Annotated in this window: 26 protein-coding genes; 18 read left to right on the forward strand and 8 right to left on the reverse strand. The window is 37.0% G+C overall.

Going from position 1 to position 26,220, the window contains the following annotated elements; genetic code table 11:
- Window positions 1–107 precede the first annotated feature (107 nt).
- Window positions 108–587, forward strand: coding sequence for a gamma-glutamylcyclotransferase family protein (locus Ami3637_RS10390; RefSeq protein WP_162362518.1), 480 nt, complete (start codon window positions 108–110; stop codon window positions 585–587).
- Window positions 588–642: 55 nt separating this feature from the next.
- On the opposite strand, the gene Ami3637_RS10395 is transcribed toward Ami3637_RS10390, so the two are convergent.
- The gene (locus Ami3637_RS10395) at window positions 643–786 is read right to left on the reverse strand and encodes a hypothetical protein (protein WP_162362519.1); all 144 of its coding nucleotides are present in this window, start codon (window positions 784–786) and stop codon (window positions 643–645) included.
- 139 nt (window positions 787–925) lie between these two features.
- Between Ami3637_RS10395 and Ami3637_RS17915 the strand changes: the two genes are divergently transcribed.
- The gene (locus Ami3637_RS17915) at window positions 926–1,054 is read left to right on the forward strand and encodes a hypothetical protein (RefSeq protein WP_279286663.1); all 129 of its coding nucleotides are present in this window, start codon (window positions 926–928) and stop codon (window positions 1,052–1,054) included.
- 50 nt (window positions 1,055–1,104) lie between these two features.
- On the opposite strand, the gene Ami3637_RS10400 is transcribed toward Ami3637_RS17915, so the two are convergent.
- On the reverse strand, window positions 1,105–1,656 hold the full coding sequence (locus Ami3637_RS10400) for a hypothetical protein (RefSeq protein ID WP_162362520.1): 552 nt from the start codon (window positions 1,654–1,656) through the stop codon (window positions 1,105–1,107).
- Window positions 1,657–1,791: 135 nt separating this feature from the next.
- Between Ami3637_RS10400 and Ami3637_RS10405 the strand changes: the two genes are divergently transcribed.
- On the forward strand, window positions 1,792–3,228 hold the full coding sequence (locus Ami3637_RS10405) for an FAD-dependent oxidoreductase (protein WP_162362521.1): 1,437 nt from the start codon (window positions 1,792–1,794) through the stop codon (window positions 3,226–3,228).
- A gap of 54 nt (window positions 3,229–3,282) precedes the next feature.
- Here Ami3637_RS10405 and Ami3637_RS10410 read toward each other — a convergent pair whose 3' ends face one another.
- Complete coding sequence (locus tag Ami3637_RS10410) at window positions 3,283–4,458, reverse strand: amidohydrolase (protein ID WP_162362522.1); 1,176 nt, start codon at window positions 4,456–4,458, stop codon at window positions 3,283–3,285.
- A 227-nt stretch (window positions 4,459–4,685) separates the two neighbouring features.
- On the opposite strand from Ami3637_RS10410, the gene Ami3637_RS10415 reads away from it, so the two are divergent.
- Window positions 4,686–4,877, forward strand: a complete 192-nt coding sequence (locus tag Ami3637_RS10415) for a hypothetical protein (RefSeq protein ID WP_162362523.1) — start codon at window positions 4,686–4,688, stop codon at window positions 4,875–4,877.
- A 375-nt stretch (window positions 4,878–5,252) separates the two neighbouring features.
- On the forward strand, window positions 5,253–7,907 hold the full coding sequence (locus tag Ami3637_RS10420; protein ID WP_162362524.1) for an EAL domain-containing protein: 2,655 nt from the start codon (window positions 5,253–5,255) through the stop codon (window positions 7,905–7,907).
- 5 nt (window positions 7,908–7,912) lie between these two features.
- Here Ami3637_RS10420 and Ami3637_RS10425 read toward each other — a convergent pair whose 3' ends face one another.
- Window positions 7,913–8,857: a DMT family transporter gene (locus Ami3637_RS10425; RefSeq protein ID WP_162362525.1), complete on the reverse strand. Its 945-nt coding sequence runs from the start codon at window positions 8,855–8,857 to the stop codon at window positions 7,913–7,915.
- A gap of 131 nt (window positions 8,858–8,988) precedes the next feature.
- Between Ami3637_RS10425 and Ami3637_RS17920 the strand changes: the two genes are divergently transcribed.
- From Ami3637_RS17920 to Ami3637_RS10455, 6 genes are all read left to right on the forward strand, one after another.
- Window positions 8,989–9,330: a bifunctional adenosylcobinamide kinase/adenosylcobinamide-phosphate guanylyltransferase gene (locus Ami3637_RS17920; protein ID WP_162362526.1), complete on the forward strand. Its 342-nt coding sequence runs from the start codon at window positions 8,989–8,991 to the stop codon at window positions 9,328–9,330.
- Window positions 9,306–9,557, forward strand: a complete 252-nt coding sequence (locus Ami3637_RS17925; RefSeq protein ID WP_279286664.1) for a hypothetical protein — start codon at window positions 9,306–9,308, stop codon at window positions 9,555–9,557. Before Ami3637_RS17920 ends, Ami3637_RS17925 begins: the two co-directional genes overlap by 25 nt.
- Entirely contained in the window at window positions 9,558–10,349 is a 792-nt protein-coding gene (locus Ami3637_RS10440; RefSeq protein WP_162362527.1) for an adenosylcobinamide-GDP ribazoletransferase, read from the forward strand. It begins immediately after the preceding gene.
- Window positions 10,350–10,364: 15 nt separating this feature from the next.
- A complete protein-coding gene (locus Ami3637_RS10445) occupies window positions 10,365–11,390 on the forward strand; it encodes a histidine phosphatase family protein (RefSeq protein WP_162362528.1) in 1,026 nt (341 codons plus the stop codon).
- Window positions 11,391–11,531: 141 nt separating this feature from the next.
- Window positions 11,532–13,253: an ABC transporter ATP-binding protein gene (locus Ami3637_RS10450; RefSeq protein WP_162362529.1), complete on the forward strand. Its 1,722-nt coding sequence runs from the start codon at window positions 11,532–11,534 to the stop codon at window positions 13,251–13,253.
- On the forward strand, window positions 13,254–15,119 hold the full coding sequence (locus tag Ami3637_RS10455) for an ABC transporter ATP-binding protein (protein WP_162362530.1): 1,866 nt from the start codon (window positions 13,254–13,256) through the stop codon (window positions 15,117–15,119).
- 39 nt (window positions 15,120–15,158) lie between these two features.
- On the opposite strand, the gene Ami3637_RS10460 is transcribed toward Ami3637_RS10455, so the two are convergent.
- Both Ami3637_RS10460 and Ami3637_RS10465 read right to left on the reverse strand, forming a co-directional pair.
- Complete coding sequence (locus tag Ami3637_RS10460) at window positions 15,159–16,145, reverse strand: biotin--[acetyl-CoA-carboxylase] ligase (RefSeq protein ID WP_162362531.1); 987 nt, start codon at window positions 16,143–16,145, stop codon at window positions 15,159–15,161.
- 10 nt (window positions 16,146–16,155) lie between these two features.
- Window positions 16,156–16,695 carry a biotin transporter BioY gene (locus Ami3637_RS10465; RefSeq protein WP_162362532.1) on the reverse strand — a complete coding sequence of 180 codons (540 nt, stop codon included), beginning with the start codon at window positions 16,693–16,695 and terminating at the stop codon, window positions 16,156–16,158.
- 268 nt (window positions 16,696–16,963) lie between these two features.
- On the opposite strand from Ami3637_RS10465, the gene Ami3637_RS17930 reads away from it, so the two are divergent.
- From Ami3637_RS17930 to Ami3637_RS10495, 6 genes are all read left to right on the forward strand, one after another.
- Entirely contained in the window at window positions 16,964–17,212 is a 249-nt protein-coding gene (locus tag Ami3637_RS17930) for a cytidylate kinase-like family protein (protein ID WP_162362533.1), read from the forward strand.
- Entirely contained in the window at window positions 17,209–17,577 is a 369-nt protein-coding gene (locus Ami3637_RS17935) for a cytidylate kinase-like family protein (RefSeq protein ID WP_162362534.1), read from the forward strand. Before Ami3637_RS17930 ends, Ami3637_RS17935 begins: the two co-directional genes overlap by 4 nt.
- A 53-nt stretch (window positions 17,578–17,630) precedes the next feature.
- Complete coding sequence (gene metG, locus Ami3637_RS10480) at window positions 17,631–19,607, forward strand: methionine--tRNA ligase (protein WP_162362535.1); 1,977 nt, start codon at window positions 17,631–17,633, stop codon at window positions 19,605–19,607.
- Between the two features lie 92 nt (window positions 19,608–19,699).
- Window positions 19,700–20,923, forward strand: coding sequence for a DEAD/DEAH box helicase (locus Ami3637_RS10485; protein ID WP_162362536.1), 1,224 nt, complete (start codon window positions 19,700–19,702; stop codon window positions 20,921–20,923).
- A gap of 79 nt (window positions 20,924–21,002) precedes the next feature.
- On the forward strand, window positions 21,003–21,578 hold the full coding sequence (locus Ami3637_RS10490; protein ID WP_162362537.1) for an RNA polymerase sigma factor: 576 nt from the start codon (window positions 21,003–21,005) through the stop codon (window positions 21,576–21,578).
- Complete coding sequence (locus tag Ami3637_RS10495; protein ID WP_162362538.1) at window positions 21,568–22,386, forward strand: hypothetical protein; 819 nt, start codon at window positions 21,568–21,570, stop codon at window positions 22,384–22,386. Before Ami3637_RS10490 ends, Ami3637_RS10495 begins: the two co-directional genes overlap by 11 nt.
- Window positions 22,387–22,493: 107 nt before the next feature.
- Here the strand turns inward: Ami3637_RS10495 and Ami3637_RS10500 are convergent, their stop codons facing one another.
- Both Ami3637_RS10500 and Ami3637_RS10505 read right to left on the reverse strand, forming a co-directional pair.
- Window positions 22,494–24,227, reverse strand: coding sequence for a methyl-accepting chemotaxis protein (locus Ami3637_RS10500; protein WP_162362539.1), 1,734 nt, complete (start codon window positions 24,225–24,227; stop codon window positions 22,494–22,496).
- A 220-nt stretch (window positions 24,228–24,447) separates the two neighbouring features.
- On the reverse strand, window positions 24,448–24,936 hold the full coding sequence (locus Ami3637_RS10505; protein ID WP_162362540.1) for a flavodoxin family protein: 489 nt from the start codon (window positions 24,934–24,936) through the stop codon (window positions 24,448–24,450).
- Window positions 24,937–25,144: 208 nt separating this feature from the next.
- Here Ami3637_RS10505 and Ami3637_RS10510 point away from each other — a divergent pair, with 208 nt between their 5' ends.
- Window positions 25,145–26,212 carry a bifunctional glycosyltransferase family 2/GtrA family protein gene (locus Ami3637_RS10510; RefSeq protein ID WP_162362541.1) on the forward strand — a complete coding sequence of 356 codons (1,068 nt, stop codon included), beginning with the start codon at window positions 25,145–25,147 and terminating at the stop codon, window positions 26,210–26,212.
- The last annotated feature ends 8 nt before the right edge of the window (window positions 26,213–26,220 follow it).

Consider the following 26,220-nt stretch of genomic DNA (forward strand, 5'->3'; position numbering starts at 1 on the left):
AAATTAGTTTAATATTTTATAAAAAAGCCTTATAATGAAGAAAATTTAGAATTTTCAGTTAATTATTGACGGGGCGTTTTTAAGTAAAAGGAAAGGGATGGGATGGTATGGAATGTAAGAATAAAATTTATGCTGCATATGGTAATAATATGACATCGCAGCAGATGACACGGATATGTCCTTTTGCAAGATTGCTTGGAATTGGTGTTTTGGAAAATTATAAGCTTACCTTTAGAGGCAAGCGAAAAGGCGTGGCAAATATAGAAAGATGTGAAGGTGCAAGTATACCAGTTGTTCTTTGGAATATTTCTGGTATTTGTACAAAGATTCTGGGTTGTTGTGGAAGATTTTCGGGACCGTACATCAGGGACAAAGTAGAAGTTAAGTTTAACAATGAAATAATAGAAGCAATCGTTTTTGTTATGCCAGATGCGTATCAAAGTTTGCCGGCCAAACCCACTCCGTTTTACATAGAAACTTTAGAAAAAGGATATGATTCTAATGGATTGATTAAAGACGTGTTGTTTAATGCTATACAGGAATCCTATCGGGAAAGAATAATAGGAAGGTATGAAAGATTTATGTAGTAATAAGAAATCATAAAAAGCTAATTTTAAAATTAGCTTTTTATATGCAATAAGTTTATTTTCTGTTTTTTGATTCATCAGTATGAGAGTCCTGAGGATTTTCATTGCTGGTTTTATTTTCTGTACTGTCATAAGATTCTGCATAATGGGCTTTCTTATAGGCTTCAGCATTATTGTCTTTTTTCTTTAAATAATCCATATTTAATCACCTCCACATTTTTAGTATGTGCAATGATTCTACATTTATTAATTTAATAAAACCCATATTATTTCATATATAAATTAAGTAAAAACGTTAAAAATATATAGGAACATATTAAAAAAAAGGAGATGATAGTATGAAAAAAACGCAAAAAATTGTAGTTAATAAAAGTAAGCAGCCTAACGAGTGCCCTGTAAAGGACAAGGATGGCAATTGTCTGGTACCTGGTGCATATAGTGATTCTGACCCTATAGGAGGAGGCTGACACATTTAAGTATTGTTAAGAAGGCTGCCACAAAATGGCAGTTTTCTTATTTAAAAAATATATACAGATATAAGGCCTGCAATACAAGAACCAAAAATATTAAATATCATATCAAAGTCAGTATCCGTTAATCCATGCTGGCATCTGATATTTCTAGAGAAGGAATCATGAATAAATTCGATAATTTCAAAAAATACTCCAATTGATATTCCTAAAGTTGTCACTAGTAAAGGAGTATAAATCCAGCTAACATTCACTAATGGAAGATTACCATTGATGGTTGAAAAAGCTAGTAGTGAAAAGGAGAAAGAGCCAAACAGGTGTAAATACCGGTCATAATATCTGGAGGTATAGTAAATGTTCAGATAAGAGCCTATGAAGGTATGACCTATAATAGTAATAATTGAGCAGGTTACAATAAAATAGGGGATATTTAATTTAAAATAATGCTCATAAAATAAAAACGAAAGAATAGCCATATAAATTATCAGGTTTCCAAAAGCTTTCCCCGGCTTCTTCTTTCGAAGATAACTTATCATCAAATAAATTTGAAAAAAGGATATAATTAAGATATTTAATATTAAAATTTTCTGTATTGTCATAAGAACTCCTTAAACTTTTGTTTATTACTAGGATTTGATATTGCCAAAAAAAAATACATTTAATTGTTTTTTAGAAGAAAAAGACTGATGTTTATAATCTGCAGATTTGTACATAATCCTAGATGGGGTGATATTATGAAATCAATATGGAGAGAGAATGTTTTAATACCTCAAAGAGAGCCACTGAATGGAGATGTTAAGACACAGGTAGCTGTAATAGGTGGCGGATTAGCTGGAATTTTAACAGCATATTTCTTACAAAAACGGGGCAAAGAGGTAATTGTATTGGAAGCCAGCTCTATAGGAAGCGGACAGACTGAAAATACTACAGCAAAAATTACTGCACAACACAATTTAATCTATCATAGTTTAATACAGGATTTTGGACTGGAAAAAGCAAAACAGTATGCAGAGGCAAATAAAAAAGCAATTTCTGAATATAAAAGAATTATTAATGAAGAGCAAATTAATTGCCAGTTCGAAGAAAGACCGGCATACTTGTATTCAATGGAGGACACGAGCCAGCTGGAACAGGAAGCCCGTGCTGCCAGGCAGTTAGGATTTGACTGTCTATTAACCTCAGAAACGGATTTACCTTTTCAGGTTAAGAGTGCATTGAAGTTTAACGAACAGGCACAATTTCATCCATTAGAATTTTTAAAAAAGATTTCTGAGACTTTAACTATTTATGAACATACTGAAGCGAAAGAAATTGAAGAGAATTGTATTATAACAGAAAAGGGAAAGGTAACAGCGGAGCAAATTATAATAACCACTCATTATCCTTATATTAATGTACCGGGTTACTATTTTATGCGTATGCATCAAGAACGGTCCTATGTGATTGCATTGAAAAAAGCAAAAGAAGTGAATGGTATGTATCTGAATATTGACCAGGATGGCTATTCCCTGCGAAATAGCCGTGATATCTTACTTTTCGGCGGAGGGCAGCACAGAACTGGTGAAAATTCATCCGGAGGAAAGTATGAGAAGTTACGTAGTGCAGCAAAGGAATTTTTCCCTGAAAGTATAGAAATTGATCATTGGTCTGCTCAGGACTGCATGACCCTGGATGGTGTACCGTATATTGGTCATTTTTCTTCCTCTACACCAAATTGTTACGTGGCAACAGGTTTCGGCAAATGGGGCATGACAAATTCTATGGTTTCGGCTATGATAATATCTGATTTGATTGAGGGAAAAGAAAATCCTTATGCCAATGTATTTTCGCCTCAACGGTTTAAATTTTCTGCATCGGCCAAAACGTTAATTGAAGATGGAATGCAGGCAGTCAAAGGTCTTGTGACGGAAATCTTTACTTTACCAGAAGAAGAAATAAACCAGTTGCCCAATGGACATGGTGGCATAGTGGAATTTGAAGGTCATAAGGTAGGAGTGTATAAGGATGAACAAGGGAAAGCGTATATTGTTTCCACCAGGTGCACCCATCTTGGCTGCCAGTTGGAATGGAACCCGGATGAATTAAGCTGGGACTGCCCGTGCCATGGATCAAGATTTGATTATAAAGGAAATCTGATAAATAACCCGGCCATGAAAGATATAAAGGGTTAAAAAGAATAAACATCTCGGGAATTGAAAATTACTGAGATGTTTATTTTTATATGCTTAGTTATTTCTGTGGTTTTTATCATAAATGATCTGACCATCAATGATAGTATAAATGGTGTTTGTAAAGACTTCCATCGGATTGCCATCAAATATAGCTATATCTGCATCTTTTCCAGCCTGGATACTGCCCAACCGATCTGATACATTACAGATCTCAGCGGCATTCAGTGTAATGGCTTTAAAACCATCTTCCATGGGAAGTCCTTCTTTTACTGCAAAGCCTGCGCAAATAGGCAGGTATTGTATCCTTGATACAGGATGATCCGTTGTTATGGCAACCTTAACTCCTGCTTTACTTAAAATACCTGCGTTTTTAAAATCCATATTCTGGGTTTCAATTTTACTTCTGGAAGCAAAACCAGGGCCTATTATAGCAGGAAAACCCGATTCTTTAATTAATGGTGCAATTAAGTAACCTTCAGTACAGTGATCTAAAGTCAAATTCAGATCAAATTCCTTAGCGATTCTTATAGCAGTTAGGATATCATCTGTTCTGTGGGCATGAGCTTTTAATGGTATCTTTTTATCTAATATAGGAAGCCAGCACTCTCTTCTGAAATTCAGTTCAAAGGGTTCCCCATTTTTTTCACTGTCTTGTTTTTCCTTTTGATATAATTTTGCTTTAAAAAGCTCTTCACGCAATAATGCTGCTATAGTCATTCTGGTAGTTGGGACTTCTTTCAGTTCATTATAATTAGATTTAGGGTTTTCGCCAAAAGCTACTTTCATTGCAGCGGGTTGAAGGACTGCCATTTCATCAATAAACCTTCCACTGGTTTTTATAAATGCAAACTGGCCCCCAACTATATTGGAACTTCCGGGACCTGACATAACGGAAGTGATTCCGGAGCTAACTGCATTGTGAAAGGCAGAATCCATGGGGTTAATTGCATCAATAGCCCTTATATATGGTGTAATGGGATCTTTCATTTCATTACAGTCATCCCCTTCAAAGCCTTTTTTTTCTTCTGTTATACCTATATGACAGTGAGATTCTATTAAACCTGGCATTACCCAGAGTCCCTTTGCATCTATTGTCTGGGTTATTTGATATTTACTTGTATCTATGTCTTTTCCTACTTCAAATATTTTTTTACCTTCAATTAATACATATCCGCAGTCTATGGCAGGTCCGCACATAGTAAGTATTTTTCCATTTTTTATTAATATCATGATTACCTCTTAAAAGATATATCTTCATTTCATTATTGATTATTATCAACAATAAAAGTATGTACTGTTATCTTAAATATATTCTGATTTTGTTTATACTTTTAACAGATATAATCAAGTAGTTCACTATTTAACGAATTAAAATAAAATTTGGCATTTATCGGTATAATTAATGTAATTTTCAAGATAATAGTAAGTAATGAGAACTTAACTCTATGGAGGTTTATATGAAATTTAATTCAGAAGATTACCTAAAGAAGGCTTTACTAGACACACAGGAAAGAGTACGTGACTTTATGGATTTTTCTTATGAAGTGGAAAACCCTGAGGTACAAGAATTTCTTCGAGATTTTGCTAAAACAGAAGGTTTACAGGCACAAAAGCTTAAAGACTATCTTGAAAATAACAAGGTTTATTAAGCTTACCTGAAGAAATAACATTAGTTAAGCCAATAGGGGCAGTGCTGATATTTATATCAGTACAGCCCCCTATTTTTTCTTTTATGCACTGGCCCTGGGCAATTACTCTGCTGACTATAGAAAGCAATCCAGAGGCGTAAAATAGACCCCATGACCTTTAATGATACCCACTATTTGCAGAGTAATTTTATGCATAGAATTTAACTTTATTTGCACAGTTATAATGGGCAAATTAAATCAACAAAAGCTTGACTTTTCAACGTTTGGGTGCTATATTGATACTTGCATGGCACATGGAATATATTTACATAATTACCCATAATTCGACAACACTTTTTGATGCAATATAAAGAGTTAAGCAAGGAGAGATTTTGTATGGTTTTGAAAGCTGCAGAAAGGTTTTACTTAACACTTGAAGTAGATATGGACAGCATGACAGTAATCTTAATAAAAGATGGCAAAGAAGGAAGAACCTATGATGCAAGTCAATATTTCCAATACTTTGTAGAATATGGAGTAAGAAAAACAGATGTTGTTCAATTACAGGAACACTTTTGTATTGACTATTTTCAAAATATGCTGGTTACAGGAAAAAATAATGAGTCTTTTGAGTTTTGTGTGCAGTTTGCAGGTGAAGATTATAAAATTCTTAAATGTAAAATGAGACTTATGGAAAGCCGCAACAATAATGTTATAAAGATATTGCTGGAGGATATTTCACATAAAAGAGTCCAGCAGCTTGTTTACATAAGAAAACATTTCCAACAGTCTTCTCAGAAGCCTTATATAAAAACATTTGACATAAAATTTGAAGAAGAAAAAAATAATAATATAAAAAAGCTAAAAAGATACAAAATCGGGATCGTTATCATATGCTTGTTATGTACTACAATTTCAGTAGTATTCTTTCAGGATATTTACGCTAAAAGGCTTGATAAAGCAGCTGAAGATACCCTTTACAGCTGTAAAAGTACCAATCAGTTTATTGCACAGCAATTAAGCTGCATTTCTCACAATTTGTTTACTTTCAATAATTTGACCTCCTCAATAGGAACTCAACTTACAAAAAACAAAATAAAGGATTATGTGGAAGCAGAAAAAAAGGAATATGGTTATGAGACTATATTTTTTGTGGATGAAAAAGAGCATATTTTTTATACAGAAGATTCAGCGGATTCTGATGACCATCTTAACTTTAAAGACAGTTTTGATTATGGCGGGAAGGAAGGCTTTTTTGCCACAACAGATTATTTGAATGGGAGTGCCTTAATCAGCTATATAACGCCTGTAGACAATCTTATTATTGATGGGACAAAATATAAAGAAATTGTTACTATTTTTGATTTAAACAAAATTTGCAGTCCATTTTTTATTACTGCAAACTCAAATAGGTACGATACAATTATTATAGATAAAAATGGGAATATTTTATGGGGAAGAAGTTCTGAAATATTAATGCCTGCAAATCAGCAGAATTTCTTTGAATATCTAAATGGCAGTACTGTAAAAATTAAACCTGAATACTCACCATTAATTTTAAGTAGAAAATTTGAGGATAGATATTCTGGTATATTTGACTTTACTGTGGGCGGGCAGAGAAGGTTTGCTGCCTATACCCCATTAGAAATTGAAGATTTGTATCTTGTAAGTATATCTAAAGCGGGAAATCTTAGCGTAGAAGGAATAAAACTCCTGACCCTTTCCATTCTTACCTGGGGTATGTTTTTAACACTTCCGGTACTATTTTTATCCTATCAGATCAGGAGGATAAAAGAGGAAAAGGAATTGCTGGAAAGCATGGCGTACAGTGATGATGTTACCAGAGGTATGAATATTAACTACTTTGATAAAAGAGCAAAAGAGATTATTAGCCAGATGGAGTGTCAATATGCATTGATTGATACGAATCTGAGCAATTTTGGTCTGTATAATTCAAAATATGGGCATGTAAGAGGAGATGAACTTATAAGAAGTGTATTCCTTGGTATTTCCAAATATATGGATGACGATGAATTAGTGTGCAGAAATTATGCGGAACACATGATGATTCTGATGAAATATGAAGGTGAGAATCAGCTTGAGGAACGTTTAGTTAAAATAGGAAAATGCATCATTGAGACCAATTTTAAGCTGGAATTTGGAATCTATGTTATACGAGATATGACTATGGATTTAGATCTGGCAAAAGAACGGGCAGGTATGGCATTAAAAAATGAGATTAACAAGCAGAAAAATAATATTATTATATCTTACTATGACGTCAAACTTTTAGAAAAAGTGCTGTTTGAAAAAAAGCTGGAAAATACCATGTACAGGGCTTTCAGAAATGGTGAATTTAAAATCTATGTAGAGCCAAGGTATAATTTGAAAACCAGAGCCTTGTGCAATGGTGATGCATACGCAGTCTGGGACCATCCTGAAAAAGGGACCCTTGGTCCAGAACAGTACATAGGTGTTTTTGAGAGAAGAGGCCTAATCATGTGCCTGGATAGCTTTATTTTTGAGGAAATATGTAAAAAGATAAAAGCTCATCTTGACAAAGATAGAAACTGCCTGCCAATATCCATAACCTTGCACAGGAACCATTTTAATGCTACTGATTTTATAAATAAGTTTAAACGAATTAAAGAACGTTACAAAATACCAGGGGAATGTTTTTCTTTTGAAATATCAGAAGAACTTATATCAGAAAAAATAAATTTAATTGAAAGAATCGTTGGATGTATTCATGAAATGGGCTCCTTTTGTATCATAGGGCAATACACAGGACGTTATATGCCATTAGAAATCCTTTATAAAATAGGTGTTGATTTTATAAAGTTTAAGGGAACCATGTTAGATGAAAAACTTCCAGAGGAGATGATATTGGCAATCATTAAAATTGTAAAGGCTGTAAATGCAAAGGCGATTGTTACAGGAGTTTCTAAGCAGTCGCACATAGCCTATTTAACACAGATGGACTGCGATGAAGCAAAAGGAGACGTTTTTGCTAAAAACATCTCCCTTGATGAATATATTAATATTTTATGATTGGATTATGCAGAAATTTTGTTCTCTGAAGCGAGCTTGTCTTCCTTTGAAGGCAGCTGAGCCACTATAATAGCAGTAAACATTAATAAGCATCCTAAGATTTCTCTTCCGGATAATACTTCATGCAGCACAATCATACCAGAAAGAACCGCAAATACCGATTCAAGGCTTAGTAATAAGGATGCAACCGTTGGGTCGGTATCTTTTTGCGCCACAATCTGAAGAGTATAGGCTATACCTGAAGATAAAACGCCAGAATACAGTATTGGCATCCAGGAAATTAAAATATCATTGACAGTGGGCGTTTCCACTGCGAACATAACAATTCCAGAAAGTATGGAAACTATAAAAAACTGGATACAGGACATCCTCACACCATCTGTTTTAGGTGAAAAATAATCGATAATCAGAATATGTATAGAAAAGCCAAAAGCACATATCAGAATCAGCAAATCTCCTATACCAATAGTAAAACCTTCTTTGATACATAAAAGATAAAGGCCAACTGCTGCAACTGCTACACACCCCCAGATAACAGGTTTAACTTTCTTTTTCAGGAATAAACCCAAAATAGGCACAATCACAATATAAAGAGCAGTAATAAAGCCAGCTTTGCCGGCAGTAGTATACATTAAACCTACCTGCTGCAGAGATCCTGCGATAAATAACGCAATACCACAGGCAATACCTCCGGTAATTAATATCTTTCTTTCAACTTTTTTCTCTTCCTCTGTTTTTTCCGATAAAGGTCCTTTTGCATTGTTTTTTTTGTCCAGCTTATCAAGCATATAGATGACAGGAATCAGGAAAATTGCACCTACCATGTTCCTGATACATGCAAAAGAGAATGGGCCGAGGTTGTCCATCCCTTTGATTTGGGCAACGAAAGCTGAACCCCAAATGAGGGCCGTTAGCAGAAGTAAAATATTAGCTCTTATCTTTTTACTCATAATACACTTCCTTTACTAAATAAATATAATACCAACAAACAAAAATATTATATCATAGGGGTATTTGTGATACAATAAGAGTTGCTAAAAACTGGGCACAGAGAGCCCTTAGATCAGGAGTAGTAAAAAAAATGAATGTTTTTATAAGCGGTGGGTGTAAAAATGGAAAGTCCATGTTTGCTCAGACAATTGCCAGAGATATGGCTCAGGAGAAAAAAGTGGAATTATACTATCTTGCCACTATGAGACCTGTTGACGAAGAAGATCTGGCAAGAATAAAACGACATATGCAAGAAAGAGAAGGCTGGGGCTTTACCACAGTTGAACAAAGTGAAAATATATGTGAATGTTTATCTTTTTGTGAAAAAATGAAGAAGAAAGAGACGGAAAGGCGGATACAAAAGGTGTATTTTTACTGGATAGTGTCACGGCTCTTCTTTCAAATGAAATGTTTAAGCAGGATGGAAGTGTAGACTATGAGGCATCAGGTCGGGTTGCAAGAGAATTGGCGGAATTTGCCCTGAAAACTGGAAATACGGTATTCGTATCAGATTATATATATGGAGAAGCAGCAGAGTATGATGAACTGACAGAGGAATACAGACGTGGACTGGCGCTTATCGACAGGACCCTTTGTGGAATCTGCGAGAGAGTAATAGAGGTTGCGTTTGGAAATGTAATAGATTATAAGGAGTTTTAGATGAAATATTTGACAGCTTTTTTTATGGCATGGGGAAATTTCTTTGCAGTGCCCTGTCCCTGTAAATTGTGGGACAATGATTTAAGGCGTCTGCAACTGGTATTTTTCCCATTAATAGGTCTTTTAATGGGAGGACTATGGTACGGGTTATACTGGGGGATGGATTTTCTCAATACTCCATTTCCATTGCAGGCGGCAGTTCTGACAATATATCCGTTTGTTATCAGTGGATTTATACATTTAGACGGCTTCATGGACTGCAGCGATGCAATTCTATCAAGGCGTGAATTAGAAGAAAGACAGCGAATTTTAAAGGATTCCCATGTGGGAGCATTTGCTGTAATAAGTGTTGTTATATTGTTTATCATTTATTATTCGGCTATGTGGAGCGTCATAGAATCCGATTTTGTAATGAACAGTACAGGAACAAAATCATTTCAGCTGTTGGGGCTGATATTAATCCCTTTCGTATCCAGGGCCTGCTCTGCATATGGAGTACTGAATTTTGTACCAATTGGACATAGTCAATACAAGGCAAGTTATGATGAAAAAATAAACAGACATTATGGATTAGTCTTAAATCTAATGATTACAATTGCTATATTAATATTGCCTGTCATAGAACACTTTACTTATACGGTTGTGTCTATTCCTGTATTAGTAACAGTTGTTACCCATCATTTAATGATGTGGTATGGGAGGCGGCAGCTTGGCGGAATGAGTGGAGATATAGCAGGTTATGCGTTAACCATTTCTGAATGTGCCGGAGTAATCGTATTAGCAGTTTTATAAAAGAAAGGAAGAAAAATGGACTTAATATTTGGGGGAGTATATCAGGGAAAACTTGAATATGTAAAGGAACATTTTAATATAAAGGAAGAAGAAATCTTCTATTGCCACAAGGATACAATAGAAATCGATTTCTCCAAAAAAGTAATTTATGGGTTTGAACAGTTTACCTATGCCTGCACAAAACAGGAAAGGGAGGCTAAAGATTATCTTAAGAAGAACCTGTCAAAGCTAAAAGATAAAATTATAATTTGTACGGACATTTCCCAAGGGGTAGTACCGATGGATAAAGTGGTTCGCGGATGGCGTGAAATGAATGGCAGGGCCATGATTTATCTTAGCGGTGAGGCAGATTATGTTACAAGGGTTTTTTGCGGGATTCCTCAAGTGGTAAAAAGTGTAAAGCATGTAAATCACAAAAAATCTGAATCCTATATTCATTTAATCAGACATGGTACAACAGAAGGAAATATAAAAAGATGGTATTATGGCAGTACCGACCTGCCTTTGCTGGAGGAAGGCAAAGCCATGATTGCTTCATTAAAAGAAGGGAATATTTACCCCGAAATAGTGGAAGCTGATTTTTATACCTCCGGATTAATCCGGACAGAAGAGACTTTTAATGTGATTTTTGGCGACATAGACCATGAAATCCTGGAAGACTTCAAAGAGATGTCTTTTGGGGATTTTGAAAAACATAGTTATGAAGACTTGAAAGATATTCCCCATTATCAAAAATGGATTAGTGATAAAACCGGTCATACATCTCCACCAAATGGTGAAAGCCCTCAGGATTTCAGAGTAAGAGTAAGCAGAGGGTTTAATCATCTTATAGCACTGCATAAGTTAAAAGAATTTTCAGTAAGACATTCAGGGAAGGAAGCTCATTCTGTAGTTGTGTGCCACGGAGGAGTCATTTCAGCAGTGATGATGGAATGCTTTCCTGCAGAAGATAAGAATTTTTATACATGGATACCAGAACCCGGACATGGATATACCTTAAAAATTGAAGAGGGTAAACCTGTGTCATATGACACCTTTTAAGGTGATTTATTTAATACTTGCATTTCAAATTGTTTAGGCATATAATACGTAAGAAATAAACTGACCCATAGGGTCAGTTTATTATATTTTAAGTAGAAGTTTTTAATTGGGGGATTATATATTTCAAAGGAGGGATGGAAATTGAAAAAAATTCTGAAATATTATAAACCATATATACCTGTAATGATTTTAATTGTTTTGCTGCTTTTTTTCCAAGCCATGGCAGAACTTTCATTACCGGAATATATGTCAAAAATAATAGATCATGGAATTATTCAGGGAAATTTAAGTTATATCTATTCTACGGGCAGAAAGATGCTGGTTGTATCACTTCTTTTAATGATGTGTGCTATTGCAGTCAGTTTTCTGGCATCAAGAATAGCAGCAGGAACTACAAGGAAAATTAGATATGATCTTTTTTCAAAAGTTACTTCATTTTCAAAGGCAGAACTGGATGGGTTTTCTATTGCGTCTCTTATAACCAGGTCTACAAATGATATGCAGCAGATTCAGACTACATCCGTGATGGTTTTAAGATTTGCATGTTTCGCTCCCATTATGGGTATTGGAGCTTTTATAAAAGCCGTTTCTACCAGTCTGGAACTCTCATGGACAATCGGGCTGGCACTTTTAGCCATGCTTTTAGTTATTTTATTTGCTATAAAAATAACGGTGCCAAAGTTTGCAATAGTGCAAAAAATGGTAGACAAACTAAATCTAATCATGAATGAACGTTTAACTGGAATTTTAGTGATACGTGCTTTCAATGCGGAGAAGAGGGAAGAGGAAAGATTTGATACATCTAATAATGACTTAACAAAGTTAAACTTATTTGTTAACAGAGCCATTTCCTTTAATATGCCCTTAATGATGTTAATCATGAATTTTACTGCAATGCTCATCGTATGGGCCGGAGCGGATCTTGTTCAGACTGGAAGCCTTCAGATTGGTAATATACTTGCATTTATTCAGTATTCAATGCAGGTTATCATGTCTTTTTTATTTATATCCATGATTTTTATTATGATTCCAAGGGCAATGGTATCAGCCAGGAGAGTGGCAGAAGTTCTTCAGGTGGAAACACAGATAGTAGACCATGTTCAGGCAGTCTGTCCGGAAATCAATGGCACAGTAGAATTCAGAAATGTTTCTTTCAGCTATCCGGATGCGGGAGAAAATGTTCTTACAGATATTTCTTTTACAGCAAAACCTGGAGAAACCACCGCTTTTATTGGGAGTACAGGTAGCGGAAAGTCCACATTGGTTAATTTAATTCCCAGATTTTATGACGTTACAGGGGGAGCAATTTTAATTGATGGAGTAGATATAAGGACTATTGAACAGAAACATCTGAGGAATGCCATTGGTTATGTTCCTCAGAAGGGCATTCTCTTTTCAGGAACTATTGAAAGCAATCTGAAGTTTGGTTCAGACCAGGCGGAGCCCAAAGATTTGGAGCATGTGGCAGCTATCTCACAATCTCTGGATTTTATATTGGAAAAGCCGGGAAAATTTGACGAAGTGATTTCCCAAGGGGGAACCAATGTATCAGGTGGACAAAAACAGAGGATCTCCATTGCCAGAGCCCTGGCTAGAAACCCTCAAATTTATATTTTTGACGATAGCTTTTCAGCCTTGGATTTTAAAACCGATTTAGCGCTTAGAAAGGCGTTGAAAGAAAATATGGGTAACAGTACCATGCTAATAGTCGCCCAGAGAATAAATACCATAAAAGATGCGGAACAGATTATAGTTCTTAATGAAGGTCAGGTTGCAGGCATTGGTACTCACCATGAACTTATGAAAGAATGCCAGATATATAGGGAAATTGCAGAATCCCAGTTAGATAAGGGGGAGATGTAAATGAATAATGAAACAAAAGGAAATCCCCCGGTAAGACGAAGAGGCCCGGAAAGGCACGGCCCTATGGCTATGATGCCGGGAGAAAAAGCGAAAAATTTCAGGTCAACCATGAAAACTCTTATGCAGTATGTTAAGCCTTTCAGGATTCAGGTGATTCTTGTGGTTATTTTTGCAATAGCCAGTACAGTTTTTACGATTGTTTCTCCTATGATTTTAGGAGAAGCCACAGATGTGGTAGTAAAAGGAATTATGGGGACTGGTATTGATTATGGCGTATTAAAGGGAATTATGATTATTTTAATCTCTTTGTATATGGTGAGCTTTGGTTTCTCAGTATTGCAGAGTTATATTATGGCTGGTGTATCACAGACCATAACCTATAGGCTCCGCAAAGAAATATCGGAGAAACTGGATAAACTGCCCCTTACGTATTTCGATGGAAAAACACATGGTGAGATATTAAGCAGGGTCACCAATGATGTAGAGACGGTAAACCAGTCTTTGGCACAGAGTATGACACAAATTATTACCAGTGTTACCAGTATCGTCGGGGTACTGGTGATGATGATTTATATTTGTTTCACCATGACTGCTGCTGCTCTCATTGTACTTCCATTATCTCTCATATTAATAAAATTGGTGGTAAAGTTTTCTCAGGGACAATTTAAGAACCAGCAGAAGTATTTGGGAGAGATGAATGGGCACGTAGAGGAAATGTATACAGGACATATTATAGTAAAAGCATTTAATAAAGAAGAAGATTCTGTTGCTACCTTTAATTCAATTAATGAGAAATTATATGAGTCTGCATGGAAATCTCAGTTTCTATCAGGGATGATGATGCCGCTGGTAGGGTTTGCAGGAAACCTGGCCTATGTATTTGTGTGTGTTGTGGGAGGCCTGCTTGCTCTTAAGGGGGTAGTTTCTATTGGAAATATTCAGGCTTTTATGCAATATGTACGTTCCTTTAACCAGCCTATTTCCCAGATATCAAATATCGCCAATATATTGCAGTCTACGGCTGCTGCAGCTGAAAGAGTATTTGAGTTCCTTGATGAAGAAGAAGAACTCAATCCTGTAGTTACAAGTGGAGAAAATAATCCTGGCAGGCAGGACTCTGAACCGACCAGCAAGAACAAAGTAGTTGGAGCAGTCTCCTTTGACCATGTAAAGTTTGGCTATAGTGAAGAGGATTTGTTAATTCATGATTTCTCCTTTCATGTAAAGCCCGGGCAGAGGATAGCCATAGTAGGCCCAACGGGTGCAGGCAAAACAACCATTGTAAAATTACTGTTAAGATTTTACGAATTAAATGCCGGAAGGATTCTGATTGACGGTAAAAATATCAAAGATTATTCCAGACATGAATTAAGGGAGTTATTTGGCATGGTTCTTCAGGATACCTGGCTTTTTAACGGCAGTGTCATAGAGAATATAAGATATGGCAAACAGGGTGCTTCCGATGAAGAAGTGATTCAGGCCGCTAAAGCGGCTCATGTACACCATTTCATAAAGACTCAGCCGAAGGGGTATGAGATGGAAATCACAGAGGAGGCAGACAATATTTCACAAGGACAGAAACAGTTGCTTACCATTGCAAGAGCATTTCTGGCAGATGCACCAATTTTGATACTTGATGAGGCTACCAGTTCTGTAGATACAAGAACTGAGCTGCAAATTCAAAAAGCGATGGCAGCACTGATGGAGAACAGAACCAGCTTTGTTATTGCCCACAGATTGTCAACGATTAAAGACGCAGATGTTATTCTGGTCATCAATCACGGAGATATAGTGGAATTTGGTTCTCATGAAGAATTGCTTCAAAGAAACGGATTTTATGCAAATATGTATAACAGTCAGTTTTAAATGGATTAAAAAAGGGGCTATTAACAGCCCCTTTTTTTATTAAAGTTTTATACTGATTTCACCGGTATTCAGCACTTCGCGGGTATCGTCTTCGTATTCCACCAGAAGACCACCGTCATTATCAATATCCAGCGCAACCGCTGGTTGAGCATGGGGATTTTGAGAAACCTGATTGCTATAGTGCTTAATGACTTCAATGTCTTTTCCCAGCACCATAGAGCGTTTTTTATACTCACTTATGAAACTACGGCTCTGGATGTCTTCATAAATTGACATTAGCTGGTTTATGACTTCCGCAGCCAGCTGATTCCGGGAGAAAGAGGTCTGAATAGCACCAGCCTTAGTCTTTATCTCATCAGGAAACCCAGTTTCCGGGATGTGGCAATTAATGCCGATACCGGAGGCGATATACTCAATTGCACCAGATTCGAAATCTGTAATGGCTTCTGTTAAAATACCACAGATTTTTTGTCCGTTTATATATACATCATTGACCCATTTTATCTGGGCTTCTACGCCGCATACTTTTTGTATGGCTCTGCAGACGGCAACGGAAGAAGCAGTGGTTATTAATACACCTTTTGAGAGATCGAAGTTCGGTCTCAGAAGAATGGTCAGATAAATGCCAGAGGATGCCGGAGAGTAAAAATCCCTTCCAAGCCTTCCCCGTCCTTTTGTCTGCTCATTGGAGACAACCACGGTCCCATGACTGACCCCCTCCAGAGCGAGCCTTTTTGCAGCCAGATTTGTAGAATCGATGGTCTTGTAAACGTGCATTGGTAATAAACCATTTGATTCTGATAAATATAACCGGATACCCTGCTCTGATAAAAGGTCACTGGATTCCATTAATGCATAGCCTTTATTGGTGCCAGCTTCAATAGCATAGCCTTCTTTGCGAAGAACCGTAATAGCCTTCCAAACGGCAGCTCTGGAAACTCCAAGCTGGTTAGCCAGAGCTTCTCCGGAAAAGCATTCCCCTTTATTTATTTCTAACGTTTTTAATACTTCGTCTTTGACAGACATGTAAGCCTCCTTAGTTCTGTAATCTGGAGCGAAGCTTAGTGACAAGTAATGCCCCGACAACTATTTTCAGTGCATCTCCAATTAAAAATGGAAAGACACAGGAAACCAGCGCAGCCCATAATGGCGTGCCTGTAGAAACCATGAACCACAATGTACCTAAAATATAGCAGGAAGAAAGCCCCAGGGCCATAGCAGCTACATTCACATACAGATTATTTTTCTTGTTCATCTTTTCTATTATAATACCTGTAATAAAAGCAGTCAAAATATATCCAATCAGATATCCCCCAGTGGGGCCTACCAGCTTATCAAGTCCACCGGTGAATCCGTGATAAACAGGAGCGCCGAAAGCCCCTAAAAGTACGTAGACAATCATGCTGACAGAACCATATTTACTGCCTAGAAGACCCCCAGTAAGCATTACAGCTAAAGTTGCAAGAGTTATAGGAACAGGAGTAAAAGGCAGAGGAATAATAATTCCGGAGGTTACAGCCGTAAGGGCAGCAAATATTGCACAGAGTATTAAATTCATTGTTTTTGAAGTTTGCATTTTATTCACCTCATAATTTAAAATTCATATAGGATAATATAGTTAACAGTATAGAGGGTAAGAATAGCAATGTCAACCGAAATGATAGTGATAGTTTACAATATAAAATGGTATAACCCCTGGAGAAAGGGCAAAATTCTCATTTCAATGTAGTTTTTGAGTGGAATTTATGGTAAAATAAATAATTATCTAAAATATAGTAATAAACAGAACATGGAAAGCCCAAAGGGCACTATTAAAGATTACTATGTATTTGTGGAGGTGCTTAATGAAGCAGAGGATAGTTACTATAAGCCGGACCTACGGAAGTGGCGGAAGAATAATAGGACAAAAATTAGCAGAAGATATGGGTGTACCTTTTTATGACAGGGCACTGATAGACAGGATTGCAGAAGAAACCGGTTTCTCGAAAGAAATGATTGAAAATGCTGAAATGAAGGCAAAAAACAGCTTTTTATATACACTTGCAACCAGCCTGGGGGGAACGGAGATGCCGGAGTTGACGGACTCTCATTGAATGATAAATTTTTTCTGGCCCAGGTAACGGTTATCAGAAAAATTGCAGAAGAAGGGCCTTGTGTTATTGTAGGCCGCTGTGCAGATTATATTTTGAGAGATATGCACGAAGTTACAAATATATTTATCTGTGCAGAAATGCATAACAGGATTCAGCGTGCCGTTAAAGAATATGGTATGGATGAATCAATTGTTGATAGTGAAATAAAAAAAATAGATAAAGCAAGAACCAATTATTATACTCATCACACAGGCCGTAAGTGGGGAGACGTTCTTAACTACCACCTGACTTTAGACAGTGGTTATATTGGATTAGAGGATACTATTGCATTGATTGAAGAGTTCCTGGAACGCAGAAAATATTAGTTATGAATTACCGATTCTAAATCTGAGTCGGATTTAAGGAAGGAAGTTTAGATATGACAACAGAAAAAGGCACTTATTACATTACAACGCCTATTTATTACCCAAGTTCAAATCTGCATATAGGACATACTTACTGTACCGTAATGGCAGATGCTATGGCCCGTTTTAAGAGACTTCAGGGCTATGATGTAAGATTTTTAACAGGAACTGATGAGCATGGACAAAAAATCCAGACCATTGCAGATAAAGAAGGCGTAACTCCTCAGGAGTACGTAGATAAAATTGTTGGGGGCATTAAAGATTTATGGAAGACCATGGAAATTTCTTATGATGACTTCATCAGAACTACGGAGCCACGGCATGTGAAAAGAGTACAGGACGTATTCATGAAGATTTACGAAAAAGGTGATATTTATAAAGGGGAATATGAGGGACTTTATTGTACACCATGTGAATCTTTCTGGACAGAAAGCCAGCTTGTAGACGGTAAATGTCCGGACTGCGGCAGACCGGTACAGCCTGCAAAGGAAGAAGCTTATTTCTTCAGACTTTCAAAATATCAGGACAGACTTCTTGATTTATTTGAAAATAATCCTGAATTCCTGCAGCCGGATACCAGACGAAATGAAATGATTGCGTTTGTTAAGCAGGGACTTGAAGATTTATGTATTTCCCGTTCCACTTTTAACTGGGGTATACCAGTACCTATTGATGGCAAACATGTAATCTATGTATGGCTGGATGCACTTTCAAACTATATTACAGCTCTGGGATATGGCAGTGATGATACAGAACTTTATGATAAATACTGGCCTGCAAATATTCATTTAGTAGGAAAAGAAATCGTAAGGTTCCATACGGTTATATGGCCGGCTATGCTTATGTCCATGGAAATTCCTCTGCCTAAAAAAGTTTTAGGTCACGGATGGCTGCTCCTTGAAGGTGGTAAGATGTCTAAATCGAAGGGCAATGTGGTGGATCCTGTTAAACTCATTGAAAGATATGGTGTTGATGCATTAAAATATTTTCTGCTAAGAGAATATACTTTCGGGCAGGATGGTGTATTTACAAATGAAGTAATGCTGAAGAGAATGAATTATGACCTTGCAAATGACCTTGGAAATCTGGTTTCAAGAACAGTGTCCATGATTGAAAAGTATAATGATGGTGTTGTTCCAGATTCATTGTGCGGAACTTTTGATGTATGTGGCGATGAAAATTGTACTGCAGGAAAAGAAGGTCTGGCCACTGATGCAGATCTCAAGCAGATTGCAACAGGTGCAGCTAAGAAGGTTGAGGAATATATGGACAAGTTCCAGTTTAACCTTGCCCTGGAAGAAATATGGGTTGTAGTAAGAAGAGCTAATAAATACATTGATGAAAATGCTCCTTGGGTTCTGGCAAAGGATGAAGAGGCAAAGGATAGATTATGCACTGTTATGCACAATCTGGCAGAGACCATCCGAATCGTATCTGTATTGATTTATCCTTTTATGCACACAACATCAAAGGAAATCAGAAAGCAGATGGGGTTATGGTTTGCTGACCCGATTTGGGAGGATGCCTTTGAGTTCGAAATGATGAGTGGAGAGCAGGTTAAAAAAGGCAATGCTATATTCCCTAGACTGGATATAGAAAAGGAACTGGCAGAGCTTGAGGAAATGCAGAAAGCCGGCAAAGAAGAGGCTGAGAATATTCCTCTTGAATTAAAGCCTGCAATTGAGTTCGAGGATTTTGACAAGATTGACTTAAGGGTAGGAACTATTTTAGAAGCAGAAAAGCATCCTAAGGCAGATAAGCTATTGGTTTTCAAAGTTAAGATGGGAACTGAAATACGCCAGGTTATTTCAGGGGTTGCATCTTACTTTAAGCCTGAGGAATGCATTGGAAGAAAGGTTATTGTGGTAGCCAACTTAAAGCCTAGAGCGCTTAGAGGTATGGAGTCTAAAGGAATGCTGATGTTTGCCGATAATGGTGAAAAACTGGAATTTGTAAGCACAGAGGCAGAAGACGGAAATACAGTAAGTTAAAAATTTAATTAAAACAATAGAAAATAGCTTCCGGTTTTCTTTTGAAAGTCGGAAGCTATTTTTGGTAAGAACCTTAGGGTTAGGGAGAAAAGATGGAATTTAAAGAATTAAAAGTTATGCATTCAATTATGAAGGCTTTAGATGAGGAGGGATATGAATCACCTACACCAATACAGGAACAGGCAATTCCCCCAATTTTAAATGGACAGGATCTGCTTGGATGTGCACAGACGGGAACCGGTAAAACAGCAGCCTTCGCCATACCTACTCTGCAATTATTAAGCCAGAGCAAACAACAGCAGCTGGGGAAAAGAAAAATCCGGAGTCTTGTTATTACACCTACCAGAGAGCTGGCCATACAAATATATGAAAACTTTTGCCGCTATGGGAAATACACTAAATTAAAATCCTGCGTTATTTTTGGAGGCGTTTCTCAAAAACCACAGGAGGCTGATTTAAAAAAGGGCGTAGATATTTTGGTGGCAACTCCAGGGAGACTGAATGATTTGGTTGACCAGGGGATTATTGATATAAAGCATATAGAACTATTTATTTTAGATGAAGCAGACCGAATGCTGGATATGGGATTTCTCAGGGATATAAAGAAAGTAATAGCTGCCATTCCAAAGAAGAGACAGACATTGCTTTTTTCTGCAACCATGCCGCCTGACATTGCAGAAATGGCCAACTCCATATTAACAAATCCGGCAAAGGTTGAGATAACACCCGTATCTTCCACAGTGGATATGATTGAGCAAAAACTATATTACGTAGACAAGCAGAATAAAAAGGACTTGCTAAGGCATCTCTTAAAGGATAAATCTATTGTATCTGCCATTGTTTTTACAAGGACAAAATATGGGGCAGATAAAATTGCAAGGCAGTTGGGAAAGGCTAAGATTACGGCACAGTCTATTCATGGGGGTAAATCCCAGGGGGCCAGACAGATTGCATTAAATGATTTTAAAGAAGGAAAACTACGGGTGCTTGTGGCAACGGACATTGCAGCACGAGGTATTGATATAGATGAATTATCCCATGTAGTAAATTATGAACTTCCAAATGTGCCAGAGACATATGTCCATCGCATAGGAAGAACTGGAAGAGCAGGTCTTGAAGGGGTGGCCATATCCTTTTGTGATTTTGATGAGAAACCACTTCTGGCAGACATTGAAAAGCTCATTGGAAAGAGAGTACCTGTAGTTCAGGAACATCCATATCCATTAGTGAATAACTTCCCAGCGGTTAAAACAGCAAAACCCCCAAGACCTCCAAGACCCGCAAGACCCCCAAGACCTAAAAAAAATTCTAAATAAATTTAATAAATAAATGAACCTTTTTCATAAAAAAATCCCCTTTACATATGGTGCACCAAATGAAAGGAGTTATAATGCAATGGTTGATATTAACTTAGTCACTCGCTGCAAAACAGGTGACTTATCTGCATTTGAAGAACTATATGAAACCTGTTCCACTAAAGCTCTCCGGACGGCTTTTTCCATTGTAAACAGATATGATCTGGCAGAAGATGTGATTCAGGAGACTTTCTATGAGTGCTTTCGTGATATACATAAGCTAAGTAGTCCGGAAGCTTTTGGAGTCTGGTTTTACAGGATATTAGTCAGAACCAGCTGGAGAATGTTATCCAGTGAAAGAAAGTTTTCCCATGAAGAACTGGCGGTTTATGAGAGCAGAGTGAAAGATCCCCATGACTGCTTTAAAGAAATTGAAAGTAACGAGCTGATAAATGCAATTAACCGGCTTAGTTTACCAATGCGGACTACGGTGATCCTTCACTACTATAACGACCTGCCCGTCAAAGATATTGCCCGGATTATGAATTGTTTTCAGGGGACGGTAAAATCAAGACTTTATAGCAGTAGAAAAAAACTGGCTAAAGAGTTAAAGCGTCAGTCAACGGGAATTTTGGAAAGTGAATATGTTGAAAGGGGGTGCAGTTTTGAAGAATAATGAAGCGTTAAATTTAGAGATTAAGAAAGCTTTACTCAAAAGGGTGGAAAGACTTGAACCTGGTATAGGAGGATTCGAGTCAATTAGAGAAAGGTTATCAAGAAAAGAAGACACAGTGGAGGTTACAAAGAGGTATGTGGGGAAAATTTATAATGGGATGAGACGGCCAGTTGTTTCCTTGTGCTGTGTTGCTTTGATGCTAACCATAGTGTGTACTTTAAACCCATCAGTCAGGGCCTGGGGACAGGAAGGGATTACAAAACTGATTTATGATGTGGTCAAGGGGGAGGACGGTAAATATAAGACTGTGCAGGTTGAAACGGAAGTAAAAAAAGGACCTGAGGTCAGGATGCTGGAGGATAAAGATCTGTCCTTTAAATACAAAGCACCGAGAAGTATTGCAGAGGATTACACTGCAAGTGAAATGATTTCTCATGATGCAACAGGGAATTCGTGTTCACTGTTTTACCGTAACGGCGATGCTTCACTGGTTCTGTCAATGACGAATCAAGATTATCTGATTTATTGCGCTAAAACAGAAGGAGAAAACAGAAAAGAGCTGGATATCCAGGGTGTTAAAGTGTATTATGGTGAAGAAGTCTCTCCAGAATATCCTCTTGTGCAGGATTCTGATGGCCTTTGGACCTTTGACATGACTCAGCCCCCAACTGCCATTAAAACAGATCATCAGTTTACATGGGAACATAAAGATATAACCTACCAGCTGGATGATCAGGGAGCAGGTATTTCCAATGATATCATGGAGCAGGCTGTAGAAGATATTATAAAGTATCAGACTGTTAAATGAGAGAAGTAAAAGAAAACCAGTAATTCTGGTATGAAAACTAAAGTTATGAAAAAGTAGCTTGTTCAGGCGAACCAGGTTGTGAGCCCGGAACAAGCTACTTTTTATGTTTACATGGTTTCTACATATTTAAATTGGCCGATCAAATCTTTTAGCATTTGAGCCTGACCTGACAACTCTTCACTTATGGCAGCACTTTCTTCAGCTGTAGCACTATTCATCTGAATCACAGTGGAAACCTGCTGGATACTGGAATTCACATGAGTAATCGAGTCTTTTTGCTCAATAGTCTTATCCGCAATGTATTGTATGACTTCAGCGGATTTTTCTGAATCAGAAATAATATTTTCCAGGGATTCTGCAGTATCAGACACAATGTTAGAACCACTTTTAATGGCAACTTGTGAACGCTCAATTAAATCTGCTGTATTTTTTGCATAATCTGCCGATTTACTTGCCAGGTTACGCACTTCATCAGCAACCACTGCAAATCCTTTTCCTGCTGCACCAGCACGGGCTGCTTCCACAGCAGCATTTAATGCAAGTATATTAGTCTGGAAAGCAATATCATCAATATTTTTTATTATTTTACCGATTTCAATAGAGGTTTTGCTGATTTCATCCATTGCTGCAATCATTTTTTCGATTTGCTTTTGCCCCAATGTGGTAGCTTCACTGGCTTCTACGGAGATGCGTTTTGCTTTTTCAGCGTTTTCTACGGTCTGGTTTATCTGAGAAGTCATTTCTTCTACATAGTTTAAAAGTTCCTGTATAGAACCGGCCTGCTCAGAGGCGCCTTCCGCAAGCGACTGTGCACCGCTGGATACCTGTTCAGAACCCTGGGCAACCTCTGAGGATGCTGCATTAATCTGTGATAAAGTAGAGGATATCTGAACAGAAAAATTTCTAATGGAAGTATAAATTTCTGATAAATCACCAATATAATTCTCTGTAGTATCCAGTACATAATTCCCCTTGGAAAATTCCTTCATGGATGTATCAATGTTATGGATGGTAACTCCTAAGTTATCAATGGTCTGTCTTGTGGCTACCGCTAGTGTTTCCAGTTCGTCGCCTGTTTTTACTTCAGGAACAGGGGAATGAAGATCTCCCTGGCCCAGGAGCATCAGCCGGTCTGTAACTGTCTTTAAATGTCTGGATATACGTTCTGCCATTATAAGCATGCATATTACGCCCAGCCCCCCTATAAGCACAGAAGACAGTATGATGAGAAGAAGTGACTGGTTCTTAGATTTCTCATATGTACGGATTGTCTTTTCTATATCGTCATAATAATTTCCCGTGCTGATGTACCAGCCGTAAGGTTCGTATTTCTCTGTAAAGCCTCGTTTTTTAAAGCTTCCGTCTTCATTGGGCTTGGTAAAGTAAAACTCTGTGAAACCGCCTCCATTCTGGTTACCAGCTTTTATCAGATTCTGTATATAATAATTTCCTGCAAGATCTTTTTCATTTATTCGTTTTTTTCCTTCATAGGCTGGATTCATATGTACTTCGCATGTGCCATCTGCAAGATCTGCCCAGAAATAACCTTCTCCATTGTTATATCTTGCATCCCTGACTATTTCTTTGGCTTCTGCCATTTCCTGTTCATGAGTGATTTCTCCCTTTAGATATCTTTGATGGTTTACATTTAATGTACTGATTAAAGTTTCTACACTCTCCTGTATAATAGCATCAAATTTTTTCTGCTCCGCTGTTATAGATGCGTTATGCGCTTTTGTCAGTTCCACATAAGATATCAGTCCCTGAACAAAAACGGTAATCAAGAGTAGAAATCCAATAAATACTACTAATTTTGTCTTTAATTTTGATTGTTTAAACATTGGTTGATTCTCCTTGCCATTATATTATCTGATTTTTAAATTGAATAACTAAACAATTGTTAATCTTTATTTACCACTATTTGGACATAAAGTAACAGGAGAATTTCATTTATGCTGAAATTTAATAAATAAACCATGAAGAAAAAAATACGATTACTTTTCACATTTCAGAAAAAGTAATCGTACTTTAATAATTAATATAAATATTTTATTTAATCGTCTAAAAATCCTCTGTTAAACCAGAAACCCAGTCACGGACTTTGTTAAGACAACTTTTGGTGTCTTTAGTAGCCGGATTGACAAAACTGATATCTGAAATAAATAAATTACCTTCAAACAGGGATTTCATATCTGAAATACATTTTTCTGTAGGACCGCCTGCACAGCAGGTGAAAAAACACATTTTTTTATTCTCAAGACGTGCGCTGGAAGCAAAGGTCCGGATCGCAGGGGCAAAAGAACCTGCCCAGACAGGAGCCCCGATAAATATTAATTGGTAGTCGGATAGATCAGGAATGACAGTTGTTAATTCTGGAGAGGATTTTTTCATGACACTTCCTCCACCGGCTAAAAATTTCATTGGCCCTTTAACAGGTACGGGTTTCCTGAGTTTTAATTCCAGAATATCCGAATGAGCCGCTTCAGCTATGGTATTGCCGATTAATTTACAATTTCCTTCCAGAGAATAAAAAACTACAATACTTTTCATAATTCCTTCCTTTCCGTTTAAGTTGAAATCAACTGTTTCTAACTAATCAATAATAAAGTAATTCTCTTATACAGTTTATCCTTATTATGCCTTTATATCAATAATAATAAAACAAATAGTTATCATACTATTGACATAAGACTTTTATAATACCTTCACCTTCTAAGGTTAAATTAGAAAGTGAAATTAAGGATGTGGAGGTGAGTTTATGACAGATGTAAAAAAGGTAATTCTGGTAATTCCTGCATATGAACCAGACGAGAAGCTGATTCTGCTGCTCCAGGCTGTTGATTCCCAGACAGAGTTTAAAATTATTGTAGTAGATGACGGAAGTGGTAAAGTATACGAACCGATTTTTCAGGAAGCAGAAAAATATGCTTTTGTAATATCCTATAGAACAAACAAAGGAAAAGGCTACGCATTAAAAAATGCATTCTCATATATACAAAATACGTATAAAGAAGAGGCAACCATAGTGACCGCTGACTCTGATGGGCAGCATAAGGCTGAAGACATTATTGCAGTAGCAAAGGCAAACCAAAGTAAGCCAGAATATCTGACCCTCGGCTGTAGAGAATTTATCGGTAAAGTGCCTCTGAAGAGTAAAATTGGTAATGTAATTACAAGAAGGATATTTCAACTGTCTATTGGGACAAGAATACAGGATACCCAGACAGGGCTGCGGGCATTTGATAAAAATCAGCTTCCTTTCATGATGCAGATTGAGGGGAATAGATATGAATATGAAATGAATATGCTGCTTTATTGGATAAGAGATAAAAGGGGGATTGCTGAAGAACCCATCAAAACTATTTATTTAAATGATAATTCTGAGTCCCATTTCAATCCATTAAGGGATTCCTGGATGATTTACAGAGAAATCATCAAATTCAGCTTTTCTTCAGGTATCAGCTTTGTGATAGACTATGGGCTATATTCCCTGCTGATTATATTGACACAGGGGATGCCTGTAAACTTAAGCATAGGTATAAGTAATATAGCATCAAGGATTGTCAGTGCTGCAGTTAATTATTTTATTAACAGAAAGTATGTCTTTAAATATGATAGCAATGTGCTGAAAACGGTAGTCCAGTATAGCATTCTTGCAGTGATTATCCTGGTTTTGAATACATTGCTTTTGTCATTTCTAATTGCTACTTTTATACCCAACCGTTTTTTAGCTAAAATTATTGTTGAACTTACCTTATTTATTTTAAGTTGTCTGGCACAAAAAAAGATAATTTTCAGAAATAAGGTTGCACCTAATCAATGGTAGAAAGCAGA

It is taken from the genome of Aminipila terrae (genome assembly GCF_010120715.1).
GTDB classification, from domain to species: Bacteria; Bacillota; Clostridia; order Peptostreptococcales; family Anaerovoracaceae; genus Aminipila; species Aminipila terrae.